Here is a 19,374-nt window from a genome sequence, read left to right on the forward strand (position 1 = left end):
AGTGTCTCTGATCGCTTCTGACCACTTCCGCATCGTTGTCGGCCTCGGCAAGAGCGGCATGTCCCTGGTTCGCTTCCTGGCGAACCGGGGCACGTCGTTTGCTGTCGCCGACACGCGGGAAAATCCACCGGAACTGGCCACGCTCAAGCGTGACTATCCGCACGTGGAAGTGCGTTGTGGCGAGCTGGACGTCGAATTCCTGTGCCGTGCCGACGAGCTCTACGTGAGCCCCGGCCTGGCGCTGGCGACCCCGGCCCTGCAGGCTGCCGCCGCCCGTGGCGTGAAATTGTCCGGCGACATCGAGCTGTTCGCGCGTCACGCGAAGGCGCCGATCGTTGCCATCAGTGGTTCCAACGCAAAGAGCACCGTCACCACGCTGGTCGGCGAGATGGCGGCTGCGGCCGGTAAGCGTGTTGCTGTTGGCGGTAACCTCGGCACACCAGCGTTGGATTTGCTCAGCGACGACGTCGAGCTGTACGTGATGGAACTGTCGAGCTTCCAGCTTGAGACCACCGATAACCTCGGCGCCGAAGTGGCGACCGTGCTCAACGTCAGTGAAGACCACATGGACCGCTACAGCGGCCTGCCGGCTTATCACCTGGCCAAGCACCGGATTTTCCGGGGTGCCAAACAGTTCGTGGTCAACCGCCAGGATGCCCTGAGCCGCCCACTGATGGGCGAAGGCCAGCCTTGCTGGACCTTCGGTTTGACCAAGCCTGATTTCAAGGCCTTCGGTATCCGCGAAGAAGAAGGCGAGAAGTACCTGGCCTTCGAATTCCAGAACCTGATGCCCGTGCGCGAATTGAAAATTCGTGGCGCCCATAACCAGTCCAACGCCCTCGCGGCCTTGGCGCTGGGTCATGCGGTCGGCCTGCCTTTCGACGCCATGCTCGCGAGCCTGCGCACCTTCGCTGGCCTTGAGCACCGCTGCCAGTGGGTTCGCGACTTGAATGGCGTGAGCTACTACAACGATTCCAAAGCCACCAACGTCGGGGCCGCGTTGGCCGCCATCGAAGGGCTGGGCGCGGACATCGACGGCAAACTCGTGTTGATCGCCGGTGGCGACGGCAAGGGTGCCGACTTCAAGGACCTGCGTGACCCGGTGGCAGTCAACTGCCGCGCCGTGGTGTTGATGGGCCGCGACTCCGACCTGATCGCCCAGGCCGTCGGCGATGCCGTGCCATTGATTCGCGTCAGCTCGCTGAACGAAGCGGTGGAGCAATGCCGCGCCATCGCCGAGCCAGGTGATGCGGTGCTGCTGTCGCCCGCCTGCGCCAGTTTCGACATGTTCAAGAACTACGAAGAGCGCGGAACGTTGTTCGCCCGCGCCGTGGAGGACTTGGCATGAGTCTGAAAAATATCATCAAGCCTTACCCGTCGCCGATCATCACCGGGCGCGGTATCGACCTGGATTTTCCGATGCTCGCCGGTTGCCTGGCATTGCTCGGCCTGGGTCTGGTCATGATTGCATCGGCGTCCACCGAAGTGGCGGCGGTGCAGTCCGGCAGCGCGCTGTATTACATGATTCGCCACCTTATTTACGTGGTGTTGGGCCTGGGTGCCTGCATCGTCACCATGATGATCCCGATCGCTACCTGGCAGCGCCTGGGCTGGCTGATGCTGATTGGTGCGTTCGGCTTGTTGGTGATGGTGATCATCCCGGGCATCGGCCGTGAAGTGAACGGTTCGATGCGCTGGATCGGGTTCAGCTTCTTCAACGTCCAGCCTTCCGAGATCGCCAAGGTGTTCGTGGTGATCTACCTCGCCGGTTACCTGGTGCGTCGCCAGAAAGAAGTGCGTGAAAGCTGGATGGGCTTCTTCAAGCCGTTCATCGTGCTGCTGCCAATGGCCGGTCTGCTCCTGATGGAGCCGGACTTCGGGGCCACCGTCGTGATGATGGGCGCTGCCGCAGCGATGCTGTTTCTCGGCGGGGTCGGGTTGTTCCGGTTCTCCCTGATGGTGGTTCTCGCCGTTGCGGCGGTGGTGTTGCTGATTCAGGTTCAGCCCTATCGCATGGCGCGTCTGACCAACTTCGCGGATCCATGGGCTGACCAGTTCGGTGCGGGTTATCAGCTGTCCCAGGCATTGATCGCTTTCGGTCGTGGCGAGTGGTTGGGTGTCGGCCTGGGCAATAGCGTGCAGAAGCAGTTTTACCTGCCGGAAGCCCACACCGACTTCGTGTTCTCTGTTTTGGCAGAAGAGCTGGGCGCCGTGGGTTCCTTGTTCACTGTTGCGCTGTTCACCTTCGTCTGTATTCGTGGCATGTACATCGGCTACTGGGCCGAGAAAGCCAAGCAATTCTTCGCGGCTTACATCGCCTATGGCTTGTCGTTCCTGTGGATTGGTCAGTTCCTGATCAATATCGGGGTGAACGTCGGTCTGTTGCCAACCAAAGGCCTGACACTGCCGTTCCTCAGCTATGGCGGTAGTTCGTTGGTGATTTGCTGTGCCTGTCTTGGCTTGTTGCTGCGTATCGAGTGGGAGAGTCGAACCCACCTGGGCAGCGAAGAGATGGAGTTCCAGGAAAGTGACTTCGCCGAGGAGCCGACCCATGGGCGCTAACGTGCTGATCATGGCAGGCGGCACCGGCGGCCACGTGTTCCCGGCACTGGCGTGTGCGCGCGAATTCCAGGCCCGCGGTTATACCGTGCATTGGCTCGGTACTCCGCGCGGCATTGAAAACGAGCTCGTGCCGTTGGCCGGTATCGAGCTGCACCGGATCAATGCCAGCGGACTGCGGGGCAAGGGCAAATTGTCCCTGCTCAAGGCACCGTTCATGTTGCTTAAATCGGTGTGGCAGGCGCGGGCGATCATTCGTCAGCTGCAGCCCGTCTGCGTTGTTGGCTTTGGTGGCTATGTGACCGGCCCGGGTGGCGTTGCCGCCAAACTGGCTGGCGTTCCGGTGATCGTTCACGAACAGAACGCCGTGGCCGGTACCGCCAATCGGTTGCTGGTGCCGTTGGCCGCCCGAGTCTGTGAAGCATTCCCCGACACCTTTACCCTGTCGGACAGCCGCCGCACCACCGGTAACCCGGTGCGTACCGAGCTGTTCCTCGAAACACCGCGGCAGGCCCTGGCCGGTCGCAAGGCGCGTTTGCTGATCCTGGGTGGAAGCCTGGGCGCAGAACCGTTGAACAAATTGTTGCCTGAAGCCCTGTCGCAAGTTGCCGCTGACCTGCGTCCGGAAGTGTTTCATCAGGCTGGTAAAAACCACGATGAAGTGACTGCAGAGCGCTATCGCGCGGCTGGCGTCGAGGCGCAAGTGCAGCCTTTCATCAAAGACATGGCCCAAGCCTATGGCTGGGCCGACCTGGTGGTGTGCCGCGCAGGCGCGCTGACCATCAGTGAACTGGCCGCCGCCGGTCTGCCCTCGATGCTGGTGCCTCTGCCCCACGCAATCGACGATCACCAGACCCGCAACGCCGACTATTTGGCCCGTGAAGGCGCTGCCTTCCTGATGCCACAAAGAACGACCGGCGCAGCGGATCTTGCCGCGCGCCTGACAGAGGTCCTGATGCAACCACAACGACTCACCGACATGGCTCTTGCCGCACGCCGACTGGCCAAACCCGACGCTACCCGTAACGTTGTCGATACCTGCCTGGAGGTGGCCCATGGTTGAGAATCAGAAAGCCATGCCTCAACCGGAAATGCGCCGTATCCGTCGTATCCACTTCGTCGGTATCGGCGGCGTGGGCATGTGCGGTATCGCTGAAGTGTTGTTGAACCTGGGCTACGAAGTGTCCGGTTCCGACCTGAAAGCCTCGCCGGTCACCGAACGTCTCGAATCCTTCGGTGCGCACATCTATATCGGCCACCGTGCCGAGAATGCGGCGACTGCCGATGTACTGGTCACCTCGAGTGCCGTGAACACCTCCAACCCGGAAGTCGCCACCGCGCTGGAACGTCGTATTCCCGTGGTACCGCGCGCCGAAATGCTGGCGGAGCTGATGCGCTATCGCCACGGCATTGCCGTCGCCGGTACCCATGGTAAAACCACGACCACCAGCCTGATCGCTTCGGTGTTCGCAGCCGGCGGCCTGGACCCGACATTCGTGATCGGTGGCCGACTGAATGCAGCGGGCACCAATGCACAGCTTGGCACCAGCCATTACCTGATCGCCGAAGCCGACGAAAGCGACGCCAGTTTCCTGCACTTGCAGCCGCTGGTTGCCGTGGTCACCAACATCGACGCCGATCACATGGCGACCTACGACGGTGACTTCAACAAACTGAAGAAAACCTTCGTCGAGTTTCTCCACAACCTGCCGTTCTACGGTCTGGCGGTGGTGTGCCTGGACGATCCGGTGGTGCGTGAAATCCTGCCTCTGGTCAAGCGTCCGACCGTGACCTATGGCTTCGGCGACGATTGCGACGTGCGCGCGATCAACGTGCGTCAGCAGGGCATGCAAACCTTCTTCACCGTACTGCGCCCGGATCGTGATCCGCTGGACGTTTCGGTGAACATGCCGGGCAACCATAACGTATTGAACTCACTGGCGACCATCTGCATCGCCACTGACGAGGGTGTCAGCGATGAAGCCATCGTCCAGGGCCTGTCCGGGTTCCAGGGCGTTGGCCGTCGCTTCCAGGTCTACGGCGAACTGCCGGTCGAAGGCGGCAACGTGATGCTGGTCGATGACTACGGTCACCACCCGACCGAAGTCGCCGCGGTGATCAAGGCCGTGCGCGGTGGATGGCCGGAGCGCCGTCTGGTGATGGTCTACCAGCCGCACCGCTACAGCCGCACCCGCGACCTGTACGACGATTTCGTCAATGTACTGGCCGATGCCAACGTCCTGCTGCTGATGGAAGTCTACCCGGCCGGTGAAGAACCGATCCCGGGCGCAGACAGCCGCAAGTTGTGCAACAGCATCCGTCAACGTGGCCAGCTCGACCCGATCTACATCGAGCGTGGCGTTGATCTAGCGCCAGTGGTCAAGCCGCTGCTGCGTGCCGGCGACATCCTGCTGTGCCAGGGCGCCGGTGATATCGGTGGTCTCGCACCGAAACTGTTGAAGAGTCCGTTGTTCGCTGGTGCCGTTGCCGCACCGACCGTGGGGAAGTTGAAATGACCGCTGCATACGCCAACCTCGTCTCCACTGTCGCGCCGAAAGACTTCGGCCGCGTTGCCGTGCTTTTTGGCGGCAAGAGTGCCGAGCGTGAGGTCTCCTTGAAGTCGGGCAATGCGGTTCTCGAAGCGCTGCAAAGCGCGGGTGTGGACGCGTTCGGTCTCGACGTAGGCGATGATCTGTTGCAGCGTCTGCTGAACGAAAAAATCGATCGCGCCTTCATCATCCTTCACGGTCGTGGCGGTGAAGACGGCAGCATGCAGGGCCTGCTGGAATGCCTGGGTATTCCCTATACCGGCAGCGGCATCCTTGCGTCGGCGCTGGCCATGGACAAGCTGCGGACCAAACAGGTCTGGCACAGTCTGGGTATTCCTACGCCGCGTCATGCGGTACTGGGTTGCGAGGCCGATTGTATTTCTGCAGCGACGGAACTGGGCTTCCCTTTGATCGTCAAACCGGCCCATGAAGGTTCAAGTATCGGCATGGCCAAAGTGACTTCCGCGTCTGAGTTGATCGACGCCTGGAAAGCGGCCAGTACCTACGATTCGCAAGTGTTGGTCGAGCAATGGATTCAAGGTCCGGAGTTCACCATCGCCACCCTGCGTGACCAGGTGTTACCTGCGATTGCCCTGGGCACGACGCACAGTTTCTACGACTACGACGCCAAGTACGTAGCTTGCGATACGCAGTACCGGATTCCGTGCGGTCTCGACGTCGACAAGGAAAAAGAATTGATGGACCTCACGGCGAAAGCCTGTGAGGCGCTGGGTATCGCCGGTTGGGGCAGGGCAGACGTGATGCAGGACGCCGACGGGCAGTTCTGGTTCCTGGAAGTCAACACCGCTCCCGGTATGACCGATCACAGCCTGGTGCCGATGGCGGCCCGTGCTGCCGGTCTGGATTTCCAGCAGTTGGTTCTGGCCATTCTGGCCGCAAGCATTGAGCCGCGAGGGTAAGACCATGCAAGGCGCACAGCTTAGACATCAGCCTCCCGCACCGCCCGGCCGCAAGCCGGTGCCGCGGGGTGCCAGCCGAATGGTGGCTAAAGAGCCGATGTCTGCGCGCCTGCCGAAAGCCAACTTTGGCTTTCTCAAAGCGTTGTTCTGGCCGGTGCTGCTGGTCGCGCTGGGCTTTGGTACCTACGAAGGCGCACAGCGGTTGCTGCCGTACGCGGATCGACCGATCACCAAGATCGCCGTACAGGGCGACTTGAGTTACATCAGCCAGCAAGCGGTGCAGCAACGGATCGCCCCTTACGTGGCGGCGAGTTTCTTCACCATTGACCTGGCCAGCATGCGGACCGAGCTGGAACAGATGCCATGGATTGCCCACGCCGAAGTGCGCAGGGTGTGGCCGGACCAGGTCGTGATCCGCCTGGAAGAACAACTGCCGGTGGCGCGTTGGGGCGATGAGTCGCTGTTGAACAACCAGGGGCAGGCGTTTACCCCGCGTGAGCTGGCCAATTACGAACATTTGCCACAGCTGTTCGGCCCACAACGGGCGCAACAGCAAGTGATGCAGCAATACCAGGTACTGAGCCAGATGCTCCGGCCTTTGGGCTTCTCGATTGCACGCCTGGAGTTGCGTGACCGGGGCAGCTGGTTCCTGACCACTGGCGCCGGCAGCGCGGGCCCGGGAATCGAACTGTTGCTCGGACGCGGCAACCTGCTGGAAAAGATGCGCCGCTTCATTGCCATCTATGACAAGACGCTTAAAGAACAGATTACGAACATTGCGCGCATCGATCTGCGCTACGCCAACGGCCTCGCTGTTGGCTGGCGGGAACCTGTAGCGCCCACGGCAGCCCAACCCGCTGTCGCGAAGAATTAAGAAGAGGCAGGACCCATGGCAAACGTGCAAAGCGGGAAAATGATCGTCGGTCTCGATATCGGCACCTCCAAAGTGGTGGCGCTGGTCGGCGAGGTCTCGGACGACGGCACGCTGGAAATCGTCGGGATCGGTACCCACCCTTCCCGTGGCCTGAAAAAAGGCGTGGTGGTGAACATCGAGTCCACCGTGCAATCGATCCAGCGCGCAATCGAAGAAGCGCAGCTGATGGCCGGTTGCCGAATTCACTCGGCGTTCGTCGGTGTTGCAGGCAATCACATCCGCAGCCTGAACTCCCACGGCATCGTTGCGATCCGCGATCGCGAAGTCAGCTCCGCCGACCTTGAACGCGTCCTCGACGCCGCCCAGGCCGTAGCGATCCCGGCCGACCAGCGCGTACTGCATACCCTGCCGCAGGATTACGTGATCGATAACCAGGAAGGCGTACGTGAGCCACTGGGCATGTCCGGTGTACGTCTGGAAGCCAAGGTCCACGTTGTGACCTGCGCGGTCAACGCTGCACAGAACATTGAAAAATGCGTGCGTCGTTGCGGTCTGGAAATCGACGACATCATTCTCGAGCAACTGGCTTCCGCGTATTCGGTACTGACCGATGACGAGAAAGAGCTGGGCGTTTGCCTGGTGGACATCGGTGGCGGCACCACCGACATCGCGATCTTCACCGAAGGCGCGATCCGTCACACGGCGGTCATCCCGATTGCAGGCGACCAGGTCACCAACGACATCGCCATGGCGTTGCGTACCCCGACCCAGTACGCCGAAGAAATCAAGATTCGCTATGCCTGCGCCCTGGCCAAACTGGCCGGTGCCGGTGAAACCATCAAGGTGCCAAGCGTTGGCGACCGTCCACCGCGCGAACTGTCCCGTCAGGCCCTGGCCGAAGTGGTCGAGCCGCGTTACGACGAGCTGTTCACGTTGATCCAGGCCGAGCTGCGTCGCAGTGGCTACGAAGACCTGATTCCGGCCGGCATCGTGCTGACCGGTGGTACGTCGAAAATGGAAGGCGCGGTCGAACTGGCCGAAGAAATTTTCCACATGCCGGTACGCCTGGGCGTGCCCCATGGTGTGAAGGGCCTCGATGACGTGGTCCGCAACCCGATTTACTCCACAGGCGTCGGCCTGTTGATGTACGGCCTGCAAAAGCAGTCCGACGGGATTTCGTTCTCGGGCATCAGCAGCCGCGACAGTTACAGCAATGAAGAGCCGAAACCCGCTTTGATCGATCGCATCAAGAGCTGGGTACAAGGCAACTTCTAAGCAACAGTTTCAAGCGACATGCAGCACGGCAACAAAAGCAGTAGGCGAAAAAACTAGAGAATGTAAAGGAGAGGGAAAATGTTCGAACTCGTAGACAACATCCCCGCAAGCCCGGTCATCAAAGTTATCGGTGTTGGCGGAGGCGGCGGCAACGCTGTCAACCACATGGTCAAGAGCAACATTGAAGGCGTTGAATTCATCTGCGCCAACACTGATGCCCAGGCGCTGAAAAGCATCGGCGCGCGGACCATCCTGCAACTGGGTACTGGCGTGACCAAAGGTCTCGGCGCTGGTGCCAACCCTGAAGTAGGTCGTCAGGCCGCTCTCGAAGACCGTGAGCGCATTGCCGAAGTCCTGCAGGGCACCAATATGGTGTTCATCACCACTGGCATGGGCGGTGGTACCGGTACCGGTGCTGCGCCGATCATTGCTGAAGTGGCCAAGGAAATGGGCATTCTCACCGTTGCGGTAGTGACGCGTCCGTTCCCGTTCGAAGGCCGCAAGCGTATGCAGATCGCTGACGAAGGTATCCGTCTGCTGTCTGAAAGCGTCGACTCGTTGATCACTATTCCCAACGAGAAGCTGCTGACCATCCTCGGTAAGGACGCCAGCCTGCTGTCGGCTTTCGCCAAGGCAGACGATGTACTGGCCGGTGCCGTTCGCGGTATCTCCGACATCATCAAGCGTCCGGGCATGATCAACGTCGACTTTGCCGACGTACGTACCGTGATGAGCGAAATGGGCATGGCAATGATGGGCACTGGCTGCGCCAGCGGTCCGAACCGTGCACGCGAGGCCACCGAAGCGGCCATTCGCAACCCGCTGCTGGAAGACGTGAACCTGCAAGGCGCACGTGGCATCCTGGTGAACATCACCGCCGGTCCTGACCTGTCCCTGGGTGAGTACTCCGACGTGGGTAGCATCATCGAAGCCTTCGCTTCCGAACACGCGATGGTCAAGGTCGGTACCGTTATCGATCCGGACATGCGTGACGAGCTGCACGTGACCGTGGTTGCCACTGGTCTGGGCGCTAAAATCGAGAAACCTGTAAAGATTATCGACAATACCGTTCACACCTCCATGGCTTCCCAGCCACAACAACAGGCGCCCGCTCGTCAGGACGCACCTGCTGTGAACTACCGTGATCTGGACCGTCCGACCGTTATGCGCAACCAGGCTCAGGCCGGTGCAGCGACTGCCGCGAAGATGAATCCGCAAGATGACCTGGACTACCTGGACATCCCGGCTTTCCTGCGTCGTCAGGCCGATTGATGGAATGTATCAGGGCTATGAAGGTGATTGGTGTTCAGCAAAGGTCTGGTCTGCTATTATCGCCAGCCTTTGTTGATACCAGTTCGCAATTTGCGCTGAAGCGGCCCAAGCCATGATTAAACAACGCACACTGAAAAATATTATCCGTGCCACAGGTGTAGGCCTGCACTCCGGGGAGAAGGTATACCTGACCCTCAAGCCCGCGCCTATCGACACCGGCATTGTGTTTTGTCGTGCTGACCTCGATCCTGTGGTGCAGATACCTGCTCGCGCAGAAAATGTTGGCGAAACCACTATGTCGACCACACTGGTTAACGGTGACGTCAAAGTGGACACGGTGGAGCACTTGCTCTCGGCCATGGCTGGCCTGGGCATCGATAACGCCTACGTCGAGCTCTCCGCGTCCGAAGTACCAATCATGGATGGTAGCGCTGGACCCTTCGTATTTCTGATTCAGTCGGCTGGCCTGGAAGAACAGGACGCTGCCAAGAAGTTCATCCGGATCCTGCGGGAAGTGACAGTGGAAGACGGCGACAAGCGCGCCACTTTCGTCCCTTTCGAAGGTTTCAAAGTGAGCTTCGAGATCGATTTTGATCACCCGGTTTTCCGTGACCGCACACAAAGTGCAAGCGTGGATTTTTCCAGCACTTCGTTCGTAAAAGAAGTCAGCCGCGCCCGTACCTTTGGTTTCATGAGTGACATCGAGTACCTGCGCAAGCACAACCTCGCACTCGGCGGCAGCGTTGAAAACGCTATTGTGGTCGACGCGGATGGTGTACTGAACGAAGACGGCCTTCGCTATGAAGACGAATTCGTGAAGCACAAGATCCTCGATGCTATTGGTGATCTCTACCTGCTGGGCAATAGCCTGATTGGTGAGTTCAAGGGCTTCAAGTCCGGACATGCATTGAACAACCAGCTGCTGCGCAAGTTGATTGAGCAGACAGATGCTTGGGAAGTCGTGACTTTCGAAGACGCCAGCACAGCACCGATCTCTTACATGCGTCCAGTTGCGGCCGTGTAAGTAAAAACCTCTCTAGTTTTTAAAGGCTGCCTTCGGGTGGCCTTTTTTTATGTCCGCGCAAAAGTGAAGCGGTGCTTGTAGCGGCCTCATCGCGGGCAAGCCCGGCTCCCACAGGCAACGCATGACCTTGTGGGTGCCGGGCTTGCCCGCGATGAGGCCCTTTGTCACACCAAGGATTTCACAGCGCAGCCACCACCCGATTACGCCCTCGCTCCTTCGCCTGATACAACGCCTTGTCTGCCGCAAACAGCAATTGCTCCAGCGTGGCGTCGGTCTTGGTGGTCCAGGTACTGATACCAATACTGACCGTCATCGGCGAGTCATCGCCTTCCACCCGTGGCAATTGTTCCACCGCCGAACGGATCTGTTCGGCAATCTTCTGCGCGCCCGCGCTGTCGGTTTCCGCCAGGATCACGGAAAACTCTTCGCCGCCATAGCGGGCCACCAGATCTGCAGGACGTCGCACATTGGCTGAAATCACCTTGGCTATCGTTCGCAATGCCTCGTCGCCACGCTGATGGCCGTGTCGATCGTTGAAAGCCTTGAAATGGTCGGCATCGATCATCAGCACCGACAATGGCAGGCCGGATCGCTGGGCGCGGAACCATTCATGCCGCAGGGTCAGGTCCAGAATCCTGCGATTGGCAACACCGGTCAGCGCGTCGGTGGCGGCCAACAGGGACAATTCCTGCTCGGCGTTGTGGCGCAGACGCAGCTCCCGGCACAGCAACCAGCTCAGCCATAGCAGGCCGATACACAGCACGCCTGCGGCGCCGCTGATCACCATCGCCGTTCGTCTCCACGCCCCAAACACGTCGGTACCGGAAAGGGCGACGATCACCGTCAGCGGCAGATTACCCACCCTGGAAAAAGTGTACAGCCGCTGCTGCCCGTCAATGCTCGACACGCTGTTGAAGCTGCCACTGCCCTCGCGCAGGATGCGCATGATGTTAGGGCGATTGGCGAAACTCTTACCGATCGAATCGTGTTCCAGGTACGGCTTCTGAGCCAGCAGGATGCCTTCGTCGTTGATGATGTTCAGCGTGCTGTCGTTGCCGATGTTCAGGGTGTTGAACAGTTGGTCGAAGTAGGTCAGACGCATCGACGCCACGGCAACACCCAGGAGTTCACCGGTTGGGGAGGCTATCCGGCGGCTGAGGCTGATCCGCCATTCATTGCTGTCTTCGCAGTCGCAGCGAGGCTTGAAAGGGCGGCTGATGAACATGCCGGTGTCGCGGCTGGAAACATGTGCCTGGAAATAATCACGGTCCGCGAAGTTGCCAGGCTTTGGCTCGATCAGGGAAGAGTCAGCCAGTACCTCGCCATGCTTGTCCAGCAGCAAAATGTCACCTTTGAAACGCGCCGTGGTGGAACGGTCGAACAGGACCAGATGGCGAATTTGTGCAGACACCTGTTTCAAATCGTCCCGTTGCGCTGCCGCAATCAGGCCTTGCAGGGACAGGTCATAGAGTTCCACGGTGCGCAACACGTCGGCATCGATGAGTTGAGCGATGGTGGTCGCGCTGCGGGTCGCGGCTTCTTGGGCGCTGGCGTGTTCGCGAATCAGCAGGAAGGTGACGATGCTGATGATCGCGATGACGGTCAGGGAGCTGCCGAGGATCACCATGATTTCAGGTCGACGGTTCTTGCCTGAAACCTGCGGCAGGCGGCTCGTGATCATGGGAATGATGTCCGCATATACGTCCAGAACAAAAAAACCGGCACTCGTGCCGGTCCCTGATTGATTGAAGCTTAGAAGACATTAGCGGGGTAGTCGACGATCACCCTGAAGCGTTGACGCGTCTACTCAGGCACAGCGAGCCAGGGAAGTCTAAATTCGCGACGAAAAAAAGCCGCTGATAGCAGCGGCTTGAAGACAACTTTTCAAAGGGAAGAGCCGATGAAAAGTGTCGAGGGAAACAGAGCGGATTCGGTTGATCAGCTGTCTTTCTCAATCGTTTGGCGGGACTGAGCATTCGACGCTTGTGGGGTTTGCGCGGCATCTTGCGCTTTGGCCGTCATTTCGCTTTGGTACGCTTCGAACGCGGCGGCACGCTCGTTGTTGTGCGCAACGAAGGCCTGGGACTCTTCGGCAAAGGCGAGCGGGGAAAGGAACAATGAGGACAAAACGAAAGCGCTGGCAATACCCATGGTGTTGGACATCTTTAAAACCTTCTTGCTTGGCAAGTGCTGTTTGGTGGCGCAACGATAAGGGGGAATGGAGGGGGGAAAAAGAACGGATTCATGAAAGGACTGTTGCGCTTAAAGCAATAGTTGAAGAGCGGCGCCTTACCTGTAATTGGATGGACTCGCCCAAGCCGGTGGTGAGGGGATTTATCCCCGTTCGGCTGCGCAGCAGTCGTAAAGTTTTTGGGGCCGCTGCGACGTTTCGCCAAATCCCCTCACCACACCGCAGCCGGACGCAGGCTTCGCCAGCTGCTACAGGGGGGCTGCGTGGGACTTGGTTTAGACAGGCAGGTGAATCCCGAAGGTGTTCACGCCCTGATCACTGCGCACGAACACATCCCCACCATGCATCAGTGCAATCGCCTTGACGATCGCCAACCCCAACCCATGGTTGTTTCCGCTGTTGCTACGCGAGGCGTCGACCCGATAGAACCGTTCGAACAACCGCGACAGGTGCTCGCTGGCAATCGGCGATCCCGGATTGGCGACGCCGATACTCACCTGATGCGCCTCGACCTCGATCCTTACCTGAATCACCTGTCCAGGCTCAGTGTGCTGCACCGCGTTGCTCAGCAGATTGATCAGCGCCCGACGCAAATGAGCGATCTCGATCCGCACTTGCGCATCGCCACTGACCTGTACCCGAACCTGTGCATCTTCAAGGATGAAATCCAGATATTCCAACGTAGTCGCCACTTCATCCGCCAGGGAGGTTGACGTCAGTTTGGTGGCCTTGCTGCCCTGATCGGCACTGGCCAGGAACAGCATGTCGTTGATGATCGAGCGCAGTCGCTCGAGCTCTTCAAGGTTCGATTGCAGTACCTCGAAGTAATGCTCCGCCGACCGGCCGCGAGTCAGTGCCACCTGGGTCTGGCCAATCAGGTTGGTCAGTGGTGAGCGCAGTTCATGCGCCACGTCGGCGTTGAAGGATTCAAGGCGCGAGTAAGCCTGTTCGACCCGCTCCAGCGTGGAGTTGAAAGAGTTGACGAATTGATTGAGCTCCGGCGGCAGTGGCGATAACTGCAGGCGCCCGGACAACAAGGGCGGCGCCAACCGTTGCGCTTCCTGAGACAGCTTGATCAGTGGCTTGAGGCCGATCCGCGCCACCCAGTAGCCCAGTGCCGAGGCCAGCAGCACACCAATGATCGCCAGGCTGATCAACGCGATCAGCAGGTGATGTTGCGTCTGGAAAAACGTCTCGGTGTCGATGCCGATCATGAAACGCAGCGGCGGTCGCTGGTCCTTGGCCGGGAACTGACTGACCAGCACTTTCAGGGGGTAGGGCTGTTCGGGTAATTTCAAGTCGCGCATGCCCAGCGGACCTTCGGCGAACGCGCGAATCTGCGGTGTCAGGTTGCCGTATTCGTAGTGGGGGTCGCCGCTGGTAATCCAGAAGCTGATGCGTTTGTCTTCTTCGCCAAGCAGCTTGAGCTTGTTATTGATCTTCACCCAATGCTCGGGCGTGCCGTAACGGCCGACGGTGGATTCGAGCACGCTGTAGCGCGCGTCCAGTTCCGCTTCCGGCAGCAGGCCCAAGCCCTTGTCGACTTGTTGATACAGCGCCCAGCCGATCAACAGGAACACCAACAGCGCCACCAGCGTGAACATTCCGCTCAAACGCAAGGCAATCGAATTACTGGACACCACGGCTCTCCAGCACATAGCCCATGCCACGAATCGTGTGCAGGAGTTTCTCGTCGAATGGCCCGTCGAGCTTGGCGCGCAGGCGCTTGATCGCCACTTCGACAACGTTCGCATCGCTGTCGAAATTGATGTCCCAGACCATCTCCGCAATGGCGGTTTTCGAGAGGATTTCACCTTGGCGGCGGGCCAGCACGCTGAGCAGCGAGAATTCTTTGGCCGTCAGGTCCAGGCGGGTGCCGGCGCGGGTGGCCTTGCGGCTGATCAAATCGATCCACAGGTCGGCGATGCTCACCTGCACCGGTTCATGGCCGCCGCTGCGCCGGGTCAGGGCCTGCAACCGCGCGACCAGTTCCAGGAAGGAAAACGGTTTGCCGAGGTAATCGTCGGCACCGTCGCGCAGCCCTTTGATGCGGTCTTCGACACGCTCGCGGGCGGTGAGCATGATCACCGGTGTTTGCTTGCGCGCACGCAAGGCACGCAGTACGCCGAAGCCATCGAGGCCCGGGAGCATGACGTCGAGGACGATCACCGCGTAGTCGCTTTCCAGCGCCATGTGCAGACCCTCGACACCATCGCGCGCGAGATCCACGGTGTAACCCTGTTCCGTCAGGCCACGGTGCAGATAATCCGCGGTTTTTTCTTCGTCTTCGATAATCAGAACGCGCATGACCCCGCCTCAGTCTGTGTTCGCCAGCCCCGGCATCGCTGCGGGTGCTGGTATGGGTGCTGGAGTGGGTGAGCCCCGGTGGAAAACCCGCTCAAGCCACAAGTATATGACCGGAGTGGTGAACAGCGTCAGCGCCTGGCTCACCAGCAAGCCACCGACCACCGCGATACCCAATGGCTGGCGCAGCTCGGCGCCGGTGCCGTAGCCAAGCATCAGCGGCAAGGCGCCAAGCAGGGCGGCCAGCGTGGTCATGATGATCGGCCGGAATCGGGTGATACAGGCCTCATAAATCGCTTCTTCCGGCGGCAAGCCCCGATTGCGTTGTGCGTCGAGGGCGAAGTCGATCATCAGGATGCCATTCTTCTTCACGATCCCGATCAGCAGCACCAGGCCGATCAGCGCCATGATCGAAAAGTCCTGGCCGCAAATCCACAGCATGATGACCGCTCCGAGCCCCGCAGAAGGCAGCGTCGAAATGATGGTCAACGGATGGACGAAGCTCTCGTACAGCACGCCGAGAATGATGTAGACCGCCAACAGGGCCGCAAGAATCAGCCATGGCTGGCTGGCCAGCGAACTCTGGAACGCCTGGGCCGCGCCCTGGAAGTTACCGCTCATGGCCGCCGGCATGCCGATTTCCGCCTTGGCCTGGTTGAGCATGATCACCGCATCGCCCAGCGCGACGCCAGGCGCCAGGTTGAACGACAGGTTGGCAGCGGGAAACATGCCGTCATGGGCGATGGACAGCGGGCCGACCGTTGGCGCATCGAATTTGGCCAGGGCCGACAGCGGCACCATTTCACCGCTCAACGGCGAGCGCAGGTAGAAGTAGTTGAGGCTTTCAGCTTTGCCGCGTTGCTGGGTGTCCAGCTCCAGGATCACGTTGTACTGGTTGATCTGGGTCTGGAATTCATTGATCTGCCGTTGCCCAAAAGCGTCGTACAACGCTTCGTCTACATCGCTGGCGGTCAGCCCGAAACGCGCAGCGGCGCTGCGGTCGATATTGATGTGCGTAATGCTGCCGCCCAGTTGCAGGTCATTGGAAATGTCGCGGAATGCCGGGTTGCTGCGCAGTTTTTCCGTCAGGCGCTGGGTCCAGGTGCTGAGGGTCGCGCCATCGTTGCTCTTGAGTACGTACTGGTACTGCGCGCGACTCGGGCCCGAGCTGAGGTTGATGTCCTGCCCGGCGCGCAGGTAAAGCACGATGCCCGGGACTTTCATCAGTTGCGGGCGAATCCGGTCGATGAACTGACTGGCCGAGACATCGCGGTCACCACGCTTTTTGAGGGAGATCCAGAATCGGCCATTGGCGATGGTCTGGTTGCTGCCGGAGACGCCCACCGAATGGGAAAACGCCTGAACGGCAGGATCGGAGGCGACGATTTCGGCCATCGCCAGGTGTTTTTTCACCATGTCGCCGTAGGAAATATCGGCGGCGGCTTCGGTGGTGCCGAGGACAAAACCGGTGTCCTGCACCGGGAAGAAGCCCTTGGGAATGAAGATGTAGCCTGCCACTGCCAAGCCCAGTGACAGGGCAAATACACCGATCATCAATTTCTGATGGGCCAGGGCGCGGCGCAGCAGTTTTTCGTAGCCGGCCAGCAAACGTTCGCCGAACGTCGGTTTGCTGTGGGCGTGATGCACAGGCGCACGCATGAACAGTGCAGCCAGCGTCGGTGCCAGCGTCAGCGAAACCACCACCGAAATCATGATGGTCGACGTTGCCGTCAGCGCAAACTCCTTGAACAACCGCCCGACCACGCCGCCCATGAACAGCAGCGGGATGAACGCTGCCACCAGCGAGAAACTGATGGACACCACGGTGAAGCCGATCTCGCCGGCGCCCTTGATCGCCGCCTCGCGCATGCCGTCGCCGGCCTCCAGATGGCGGTGAATGTTCTCCACCACCACGATCGCGTCGTCCACCACAAACCCCACGGCCACCACGATCGCCACCAGCGTCAGGTTGTTCAGGCTGAACCCCATGATGTACATCAGGGCGAAACTGGCGATCAGCGATACCCCCAGCACCGCCGACACGATCAACGTTGCTGACCATTGGCGCAGAAACAACGCCATGACCGCCACCACCAACAGGACGGCGATCAGTAGCGTGATTTCCACTTCATGCAGGGAGGCGCGAATGGTCTGTGTGCGGTCGACCAGCACCTTGACCTGGACCGAGGCCGGCAACATGGCTTCCAGCGCCGGCAGGGCCGCCTGAATGCGGTCCACGGTCTCGACGATGTTGGCCCCCGGTTGACGGGAGATCACCAGGTTGACCCCCGGCTGATCGCCGGCCCAGGCCTGAACGTAGGCATCTTCCGAACCGTTGACCACTTTGGCCACGTCCTTGAGGTGAACCGGCGCACCGTCCTTGTAGGAAACGATGAGCTGGCTGTATTCCTCGGGGTGGAACAACTGGTCATTGGTGGACAGCGTCGAGATGCTCGACTCTCCGTACAACGCACCTTTGGCCAGGTTCAGGCTGGTCTGCTGGATCGCCACGCGAATGTCCGCCAGCGTCAGGCCGATGGCCGCGAGTTTATCGGCCGAAGCCTGCACGCGAATCGCGGGACGTTGCTGACCGGTAATGTTGATTTGGCCTACGCCGTCGATCTGACTGATCTGACGGGCGAGCAGGGTTTCCACCAGGTCGCTGAGTTCGGTGCCGGGCATCTGCGTCGAATTGACGCTCAGGATCAGCACCGGGCTGTCGGCCGGGTTGACCTTCCTCCAGGTCGGCAACGTCGGCATGTCTTTAGGCAGTTTGCCGGCGGCGGTGTTGATCGCGGCCTGAACTTCCTGCGCGGCAGTGTCGATGCTTTTGTCGAGGGTGAATTGCAGGGTCAGGTTGGTCGAGCCCAAGGCGCTGCTCGAGGTCATCTGGGTCACGCCGGGGATGGCGCTGAATTGCACTTCAAGTGGGGTGGCCACCGATGAAGCCATGGTTTCCGGACTGGCGCCGGGTAACTGCGCGGCCACCTGAATTGTCGGGAACTCGGCTTCCGGCAGCGGAGCGATCGGCAAGCGCGGAAAGGCGATAACGCCGAGCAATACCAGGGCGAAGGTCAGCAGGATCGTCGCCACCGGATGATCAATGCACCAGGCGGAAACCGAGCCATGACCCTTCATGGCTTAGGCTCCGATTGAACCACCTGCGGTGGCTCGGTCAGCACCTGAACCGTCGAGCCTGGCTTGAGCCGAGACTGACCATCACTGACCAACACATCGCCCGGGTTCACGCCTTTGATGATGTCCTGGCCGCTGCCTTGATAGACCATCTGTACCGGGACGGTTTCGACCTTGTCGCCTTTGACCCGGTAAACGAAATGCTGATCGAGCCCGCGTTGTACGACGGTAGGCGGGACCACCAGCGCATCTTTATCCAGCGCTGTCTGGATTTTTACCGTCACCAACAGACCGGGCCACAGCTTCTGTCCGGCATTGTTGAATTCCGCCTTGGCGCGGATGGTCCCGGTGTTGGCGTTGATCTGGTTGTCGATGAGGGTCAGATGGCCTTCGCCCAGTAGGTTGTCGGTCTCACCGTCGGTGTCGGCGCCGATGTAGGCCTTGACCTGAGCATGCTCCGGGTCGTTGATCAGGCCTTGCAGGGTCGGCAGCATTTGCTGCGGTAGCGAGAACTCCACCGCGATCGGATCGATCTGGGTCACCGTAAACAACCCTTGGGTATCCGTCATGCGCAGGAAGTTACCTTCGTCCACGGTACGAATACCGACGCGACCTGTCACCGGGGAGCGAATCTGGGTGTAGGAAAGTTGCACCTGTGCCGCGTCGATCGATGCCTGATTACCCTGTGCCGTGGCCTTGAGCTGGTTCACCAATGCTTGTTGCTGATCGTAGGTCTGCTTGGAAACGCCATCATCGATGCTCAACAGTTTGTAGCGCTTGAGGTTTACCAGGGCCACCTGCAGCTGCGCCTGACTCTCGCCCAGTTGTGCCCGGGCCTGATCGAGGTTGGCGCGAATCGTGCGGTCATCGATGGTGGCCAGCAGGTCGCCGGCCTTGACCAACTGACCTTCCTTGACCAGCAATTTGGTGAGGACGCCGTCGATCTGCGGGCGCACGACAACGCTATGCAGCGACAGGACCGAACCAATACCGGTGACATAGCGAGGGACGTCTTTTTCGGCGACGTTGACCACCCGCACGGGGATTGCCGTGGGTGCCGCGAGTTTTGCCGTGGCCGGTTTTGTCACGTACCAGACGCCCAGCGCTAACAGCGCGATCAGAAGGGTGGCGAGCAGGACGGGTTTTTTCTGAATTCGCATGCGAGTCGGGCGCCGGGCAGATGAGACGGAAGGACGGTCAGGTTTATACCTTCCTTATAGCCCTGTTACGCCGTCAGGAAAGTGACTGCTAACTGACGGCGCTGTCAGTTT

15 protein-coding genes are annotated in these 19,374 nt (G+C 60.0%); 9 read left to right on the top strand and 6 right to left on the bottom strand.

Translation table 11 applies throughout. The features are described 5' to 3' along the window. Position 1: 1 nt before the first annotated feature. From murD to lpxC, 9 genes are all read left to right on the top strand, one after another. Entirely contained in the window at positions 2-1,348 is a 1,347-nt protein-coding gene (murD, locus tag AC3ZVB_RS09895; protein ID WP_490146399.1) for a UDP-N-acetylmuramoyl-L-alanine--D-glutamate ligase, read from the top strand. Beyond that, a complete protein-coding gene (ftsW, locus tag AC3ZVB_RS09900) occupies positions 1,345-2,562 on the top strand; it encodes a putative lipid II flippase FtsW (RefSeq protein WP_490146400.1) in 1,218 nt (405 codons plus the stop codon). Before murD ends, ftsW begins: the two co-directional genes overlap by 4 nt. Then, on the top strand, positions 2,552-3,622 hold the full coding sequence (gene murG, locus AC3ZVB_RS09905; protein WP_162437237.1) for an undecaprenyldiphospho-muramoylpentapeptide beta-N-acetylglucosaminyltransferase: 1,071 nt from the start codon (positions 2,552-2,554) through the stop codon (positions 3,620-3,622). Before ftsW ends, murG begins: the two co-directional genes overlap by 11 nt. Beyond that, complete coding sequence (gene murC, locus AC3ZVB_RS09910; protein ID WP_490146401.1) at positions 3,615-5,075, top strand: UDP-N-acetylmuramate--L-alanine ligase; 1,461 nt, start codon at positions 3,615-3,617, stop codon at positions 5,073-5,075. Before murG ends, murC begins: the two co-directional genes overlap by 8 nt. Further along, entirely contained in the window at positions 5,072-6,028 is a 957-nt protein-coding gene (locus tag AC3ZVB_RS09915) for a D-alanine--D-alanine ligase (RefSeq protein ID WP_490146402.1), read from the top strand. The genes murC and AC3ZVB_RS09915 overlap by 4 nt, the downstream gene beginning before the upstream one ends. Before the next feature lie 4 nt (positions 6,029-6,032). Continuing rightward, complete coding sequence (locus AC3ZVB_RS09920) at positions 6,033-6,902, top strand: cell division protein FtsQ/DivIB (protein ID WP_162437240.1); 870 nt, start codon at positions 6,033-6,035, stop codon at positions 6,900-6,902. Between the two features lie 15 nt (positions 6,903-6,917). Continuing rightward, entirely contained in the window at positions 6,918-8,177 is a 1,260-nt protein-coding gene (gene ftsA, locus AC3ZVB_RS09925; protein ID WP_253431696.1) for a cell division protein FtsA, read from the top strand. A gap of 78 nt (positions 8,178-8,255) precedes the next feature. Beyond that, positions 8,256-9,449: a cell division protein FtsZ gene (gene ftsZ, locus AC3ZVB_RS09930; RefSeq protein ID WP_162437241.1), complete on the top strand. Its 1,194-nt coding sequence runs from the start codon at positions 8,256-8,258 to the stop codon at positions 9,447-9,449. Between the two features lie 112 nt (positions 9,450-9,561). Next, complete coding sequence (gene lpxC, locus AC3ZVB_RS09935; protein WP_008060300.1) at positions 9,562-10,473, top strand: UDP-3-O-acyl-N-acetylglucosamine deacetylase; 912 nt, start codon at positions 9,562-9,564, stop codon at positions 10,471-10,473. Positions 10,474-10,651: 178 nt separating this feature from the next. On the opposite strand, the gene AC3ZVB_RS09940 is transcribed toward lpxC, so the two are convergent. The 6 genes from AC3ZVB_RS09940 to AC3ZVB_RS09965 all read right to left on the bottom strand — a co-directional run bounded on the left by AC3ZVB_RS09940 (position 10,652) and on the right by AC3ZVB_RS09965 (position 19,263). Next, positions 10,652-12,154, bottom strand: a complete 1,503-nt coding sequence (locus AC3ZVB_RS09940; RefSeq protein ID WP_490146403.1) for a sensor domain-containing diguanylate cyclase — start codon at positions 12,152-12,154, stop codon at positions 10,652-10,654. Between the two features lie 257 nt (positions 12,155-12,411). Next, complete coding sequence (locus tag AC3ZVB_RS09945; RefSeq protein ID WP_162437270.1) at positions 12,412-12,636, bottom strand: hypothetical protein; 225 nt, start codon at positions 12,634-12,636, stop codon at positions 12,412-12,414. A 303-nt stretch (positions 12,637-12,939) separates the two neighbouring features. Beyond that, positions 12,940-14,304, bottom strand: a complete 1,365-nt coding sequence (locus tag AC3ZVB_RS09950) for a heavy metal sensor histidine kinase (RefSeq protein ID WP_490146404.1) — start codon at positions 14,302-14,304, stop codon at positions 12,940-12,942. Continuing rightward, the gene (locus AC3ZVB_RS09955; RefSeq protein ID WP_077044915.1) at positions 14,294-14,971 is read right to left on the bottom strand and encodes a heavy metal response regulator transcription factor; all 678 of its coding nucleotides are present in this window, start codon (positions 14,969-14,971) and stop codon (positions 14,294-14,296) included. Before AC3ZVB_RS09955 ends, AC3ZVB_RS09950 begins: the two co-directional genes overlap by 11 nt. 9 nt (positions 14,972-14,980) lie before the next feature. Continuing rightward, positions 14,981-18,106 carry a multidrug efflux RND transporter permease subunit gene (locus AC3ZVB_RS09960; RefSeq protein WP_490146405.1) on the bottom strand — a complete coding sequence of 1,042 codons (3,126 nt, stop codon included), beginning with the start codon at positions 18,104-18,106 and terminating at the stop codon, positions 14,981-14,983. Continuing rightward, a complete protein-coding gene (locus tag AC3ZVB_RS09965) occupies positions 18,103-19,263 on the bottom strand; it encodes an efflux RND transporter periplasmic adaptor subunit (protein WP_490146406.1) in 1,161 nt (386 codons plus the stop codon). Before AC3ZVB_RS09965 ends, AC3ZVB_RS09960 begins: the two co-directional genes overlap by 4 nt. Between the last annotated feature and the right edge of the window lie 111 nt (positions 19,264-19,374).

Source organism: Pseudomonas sp. MDV22-iso1 (assembly GCF_058145095.1).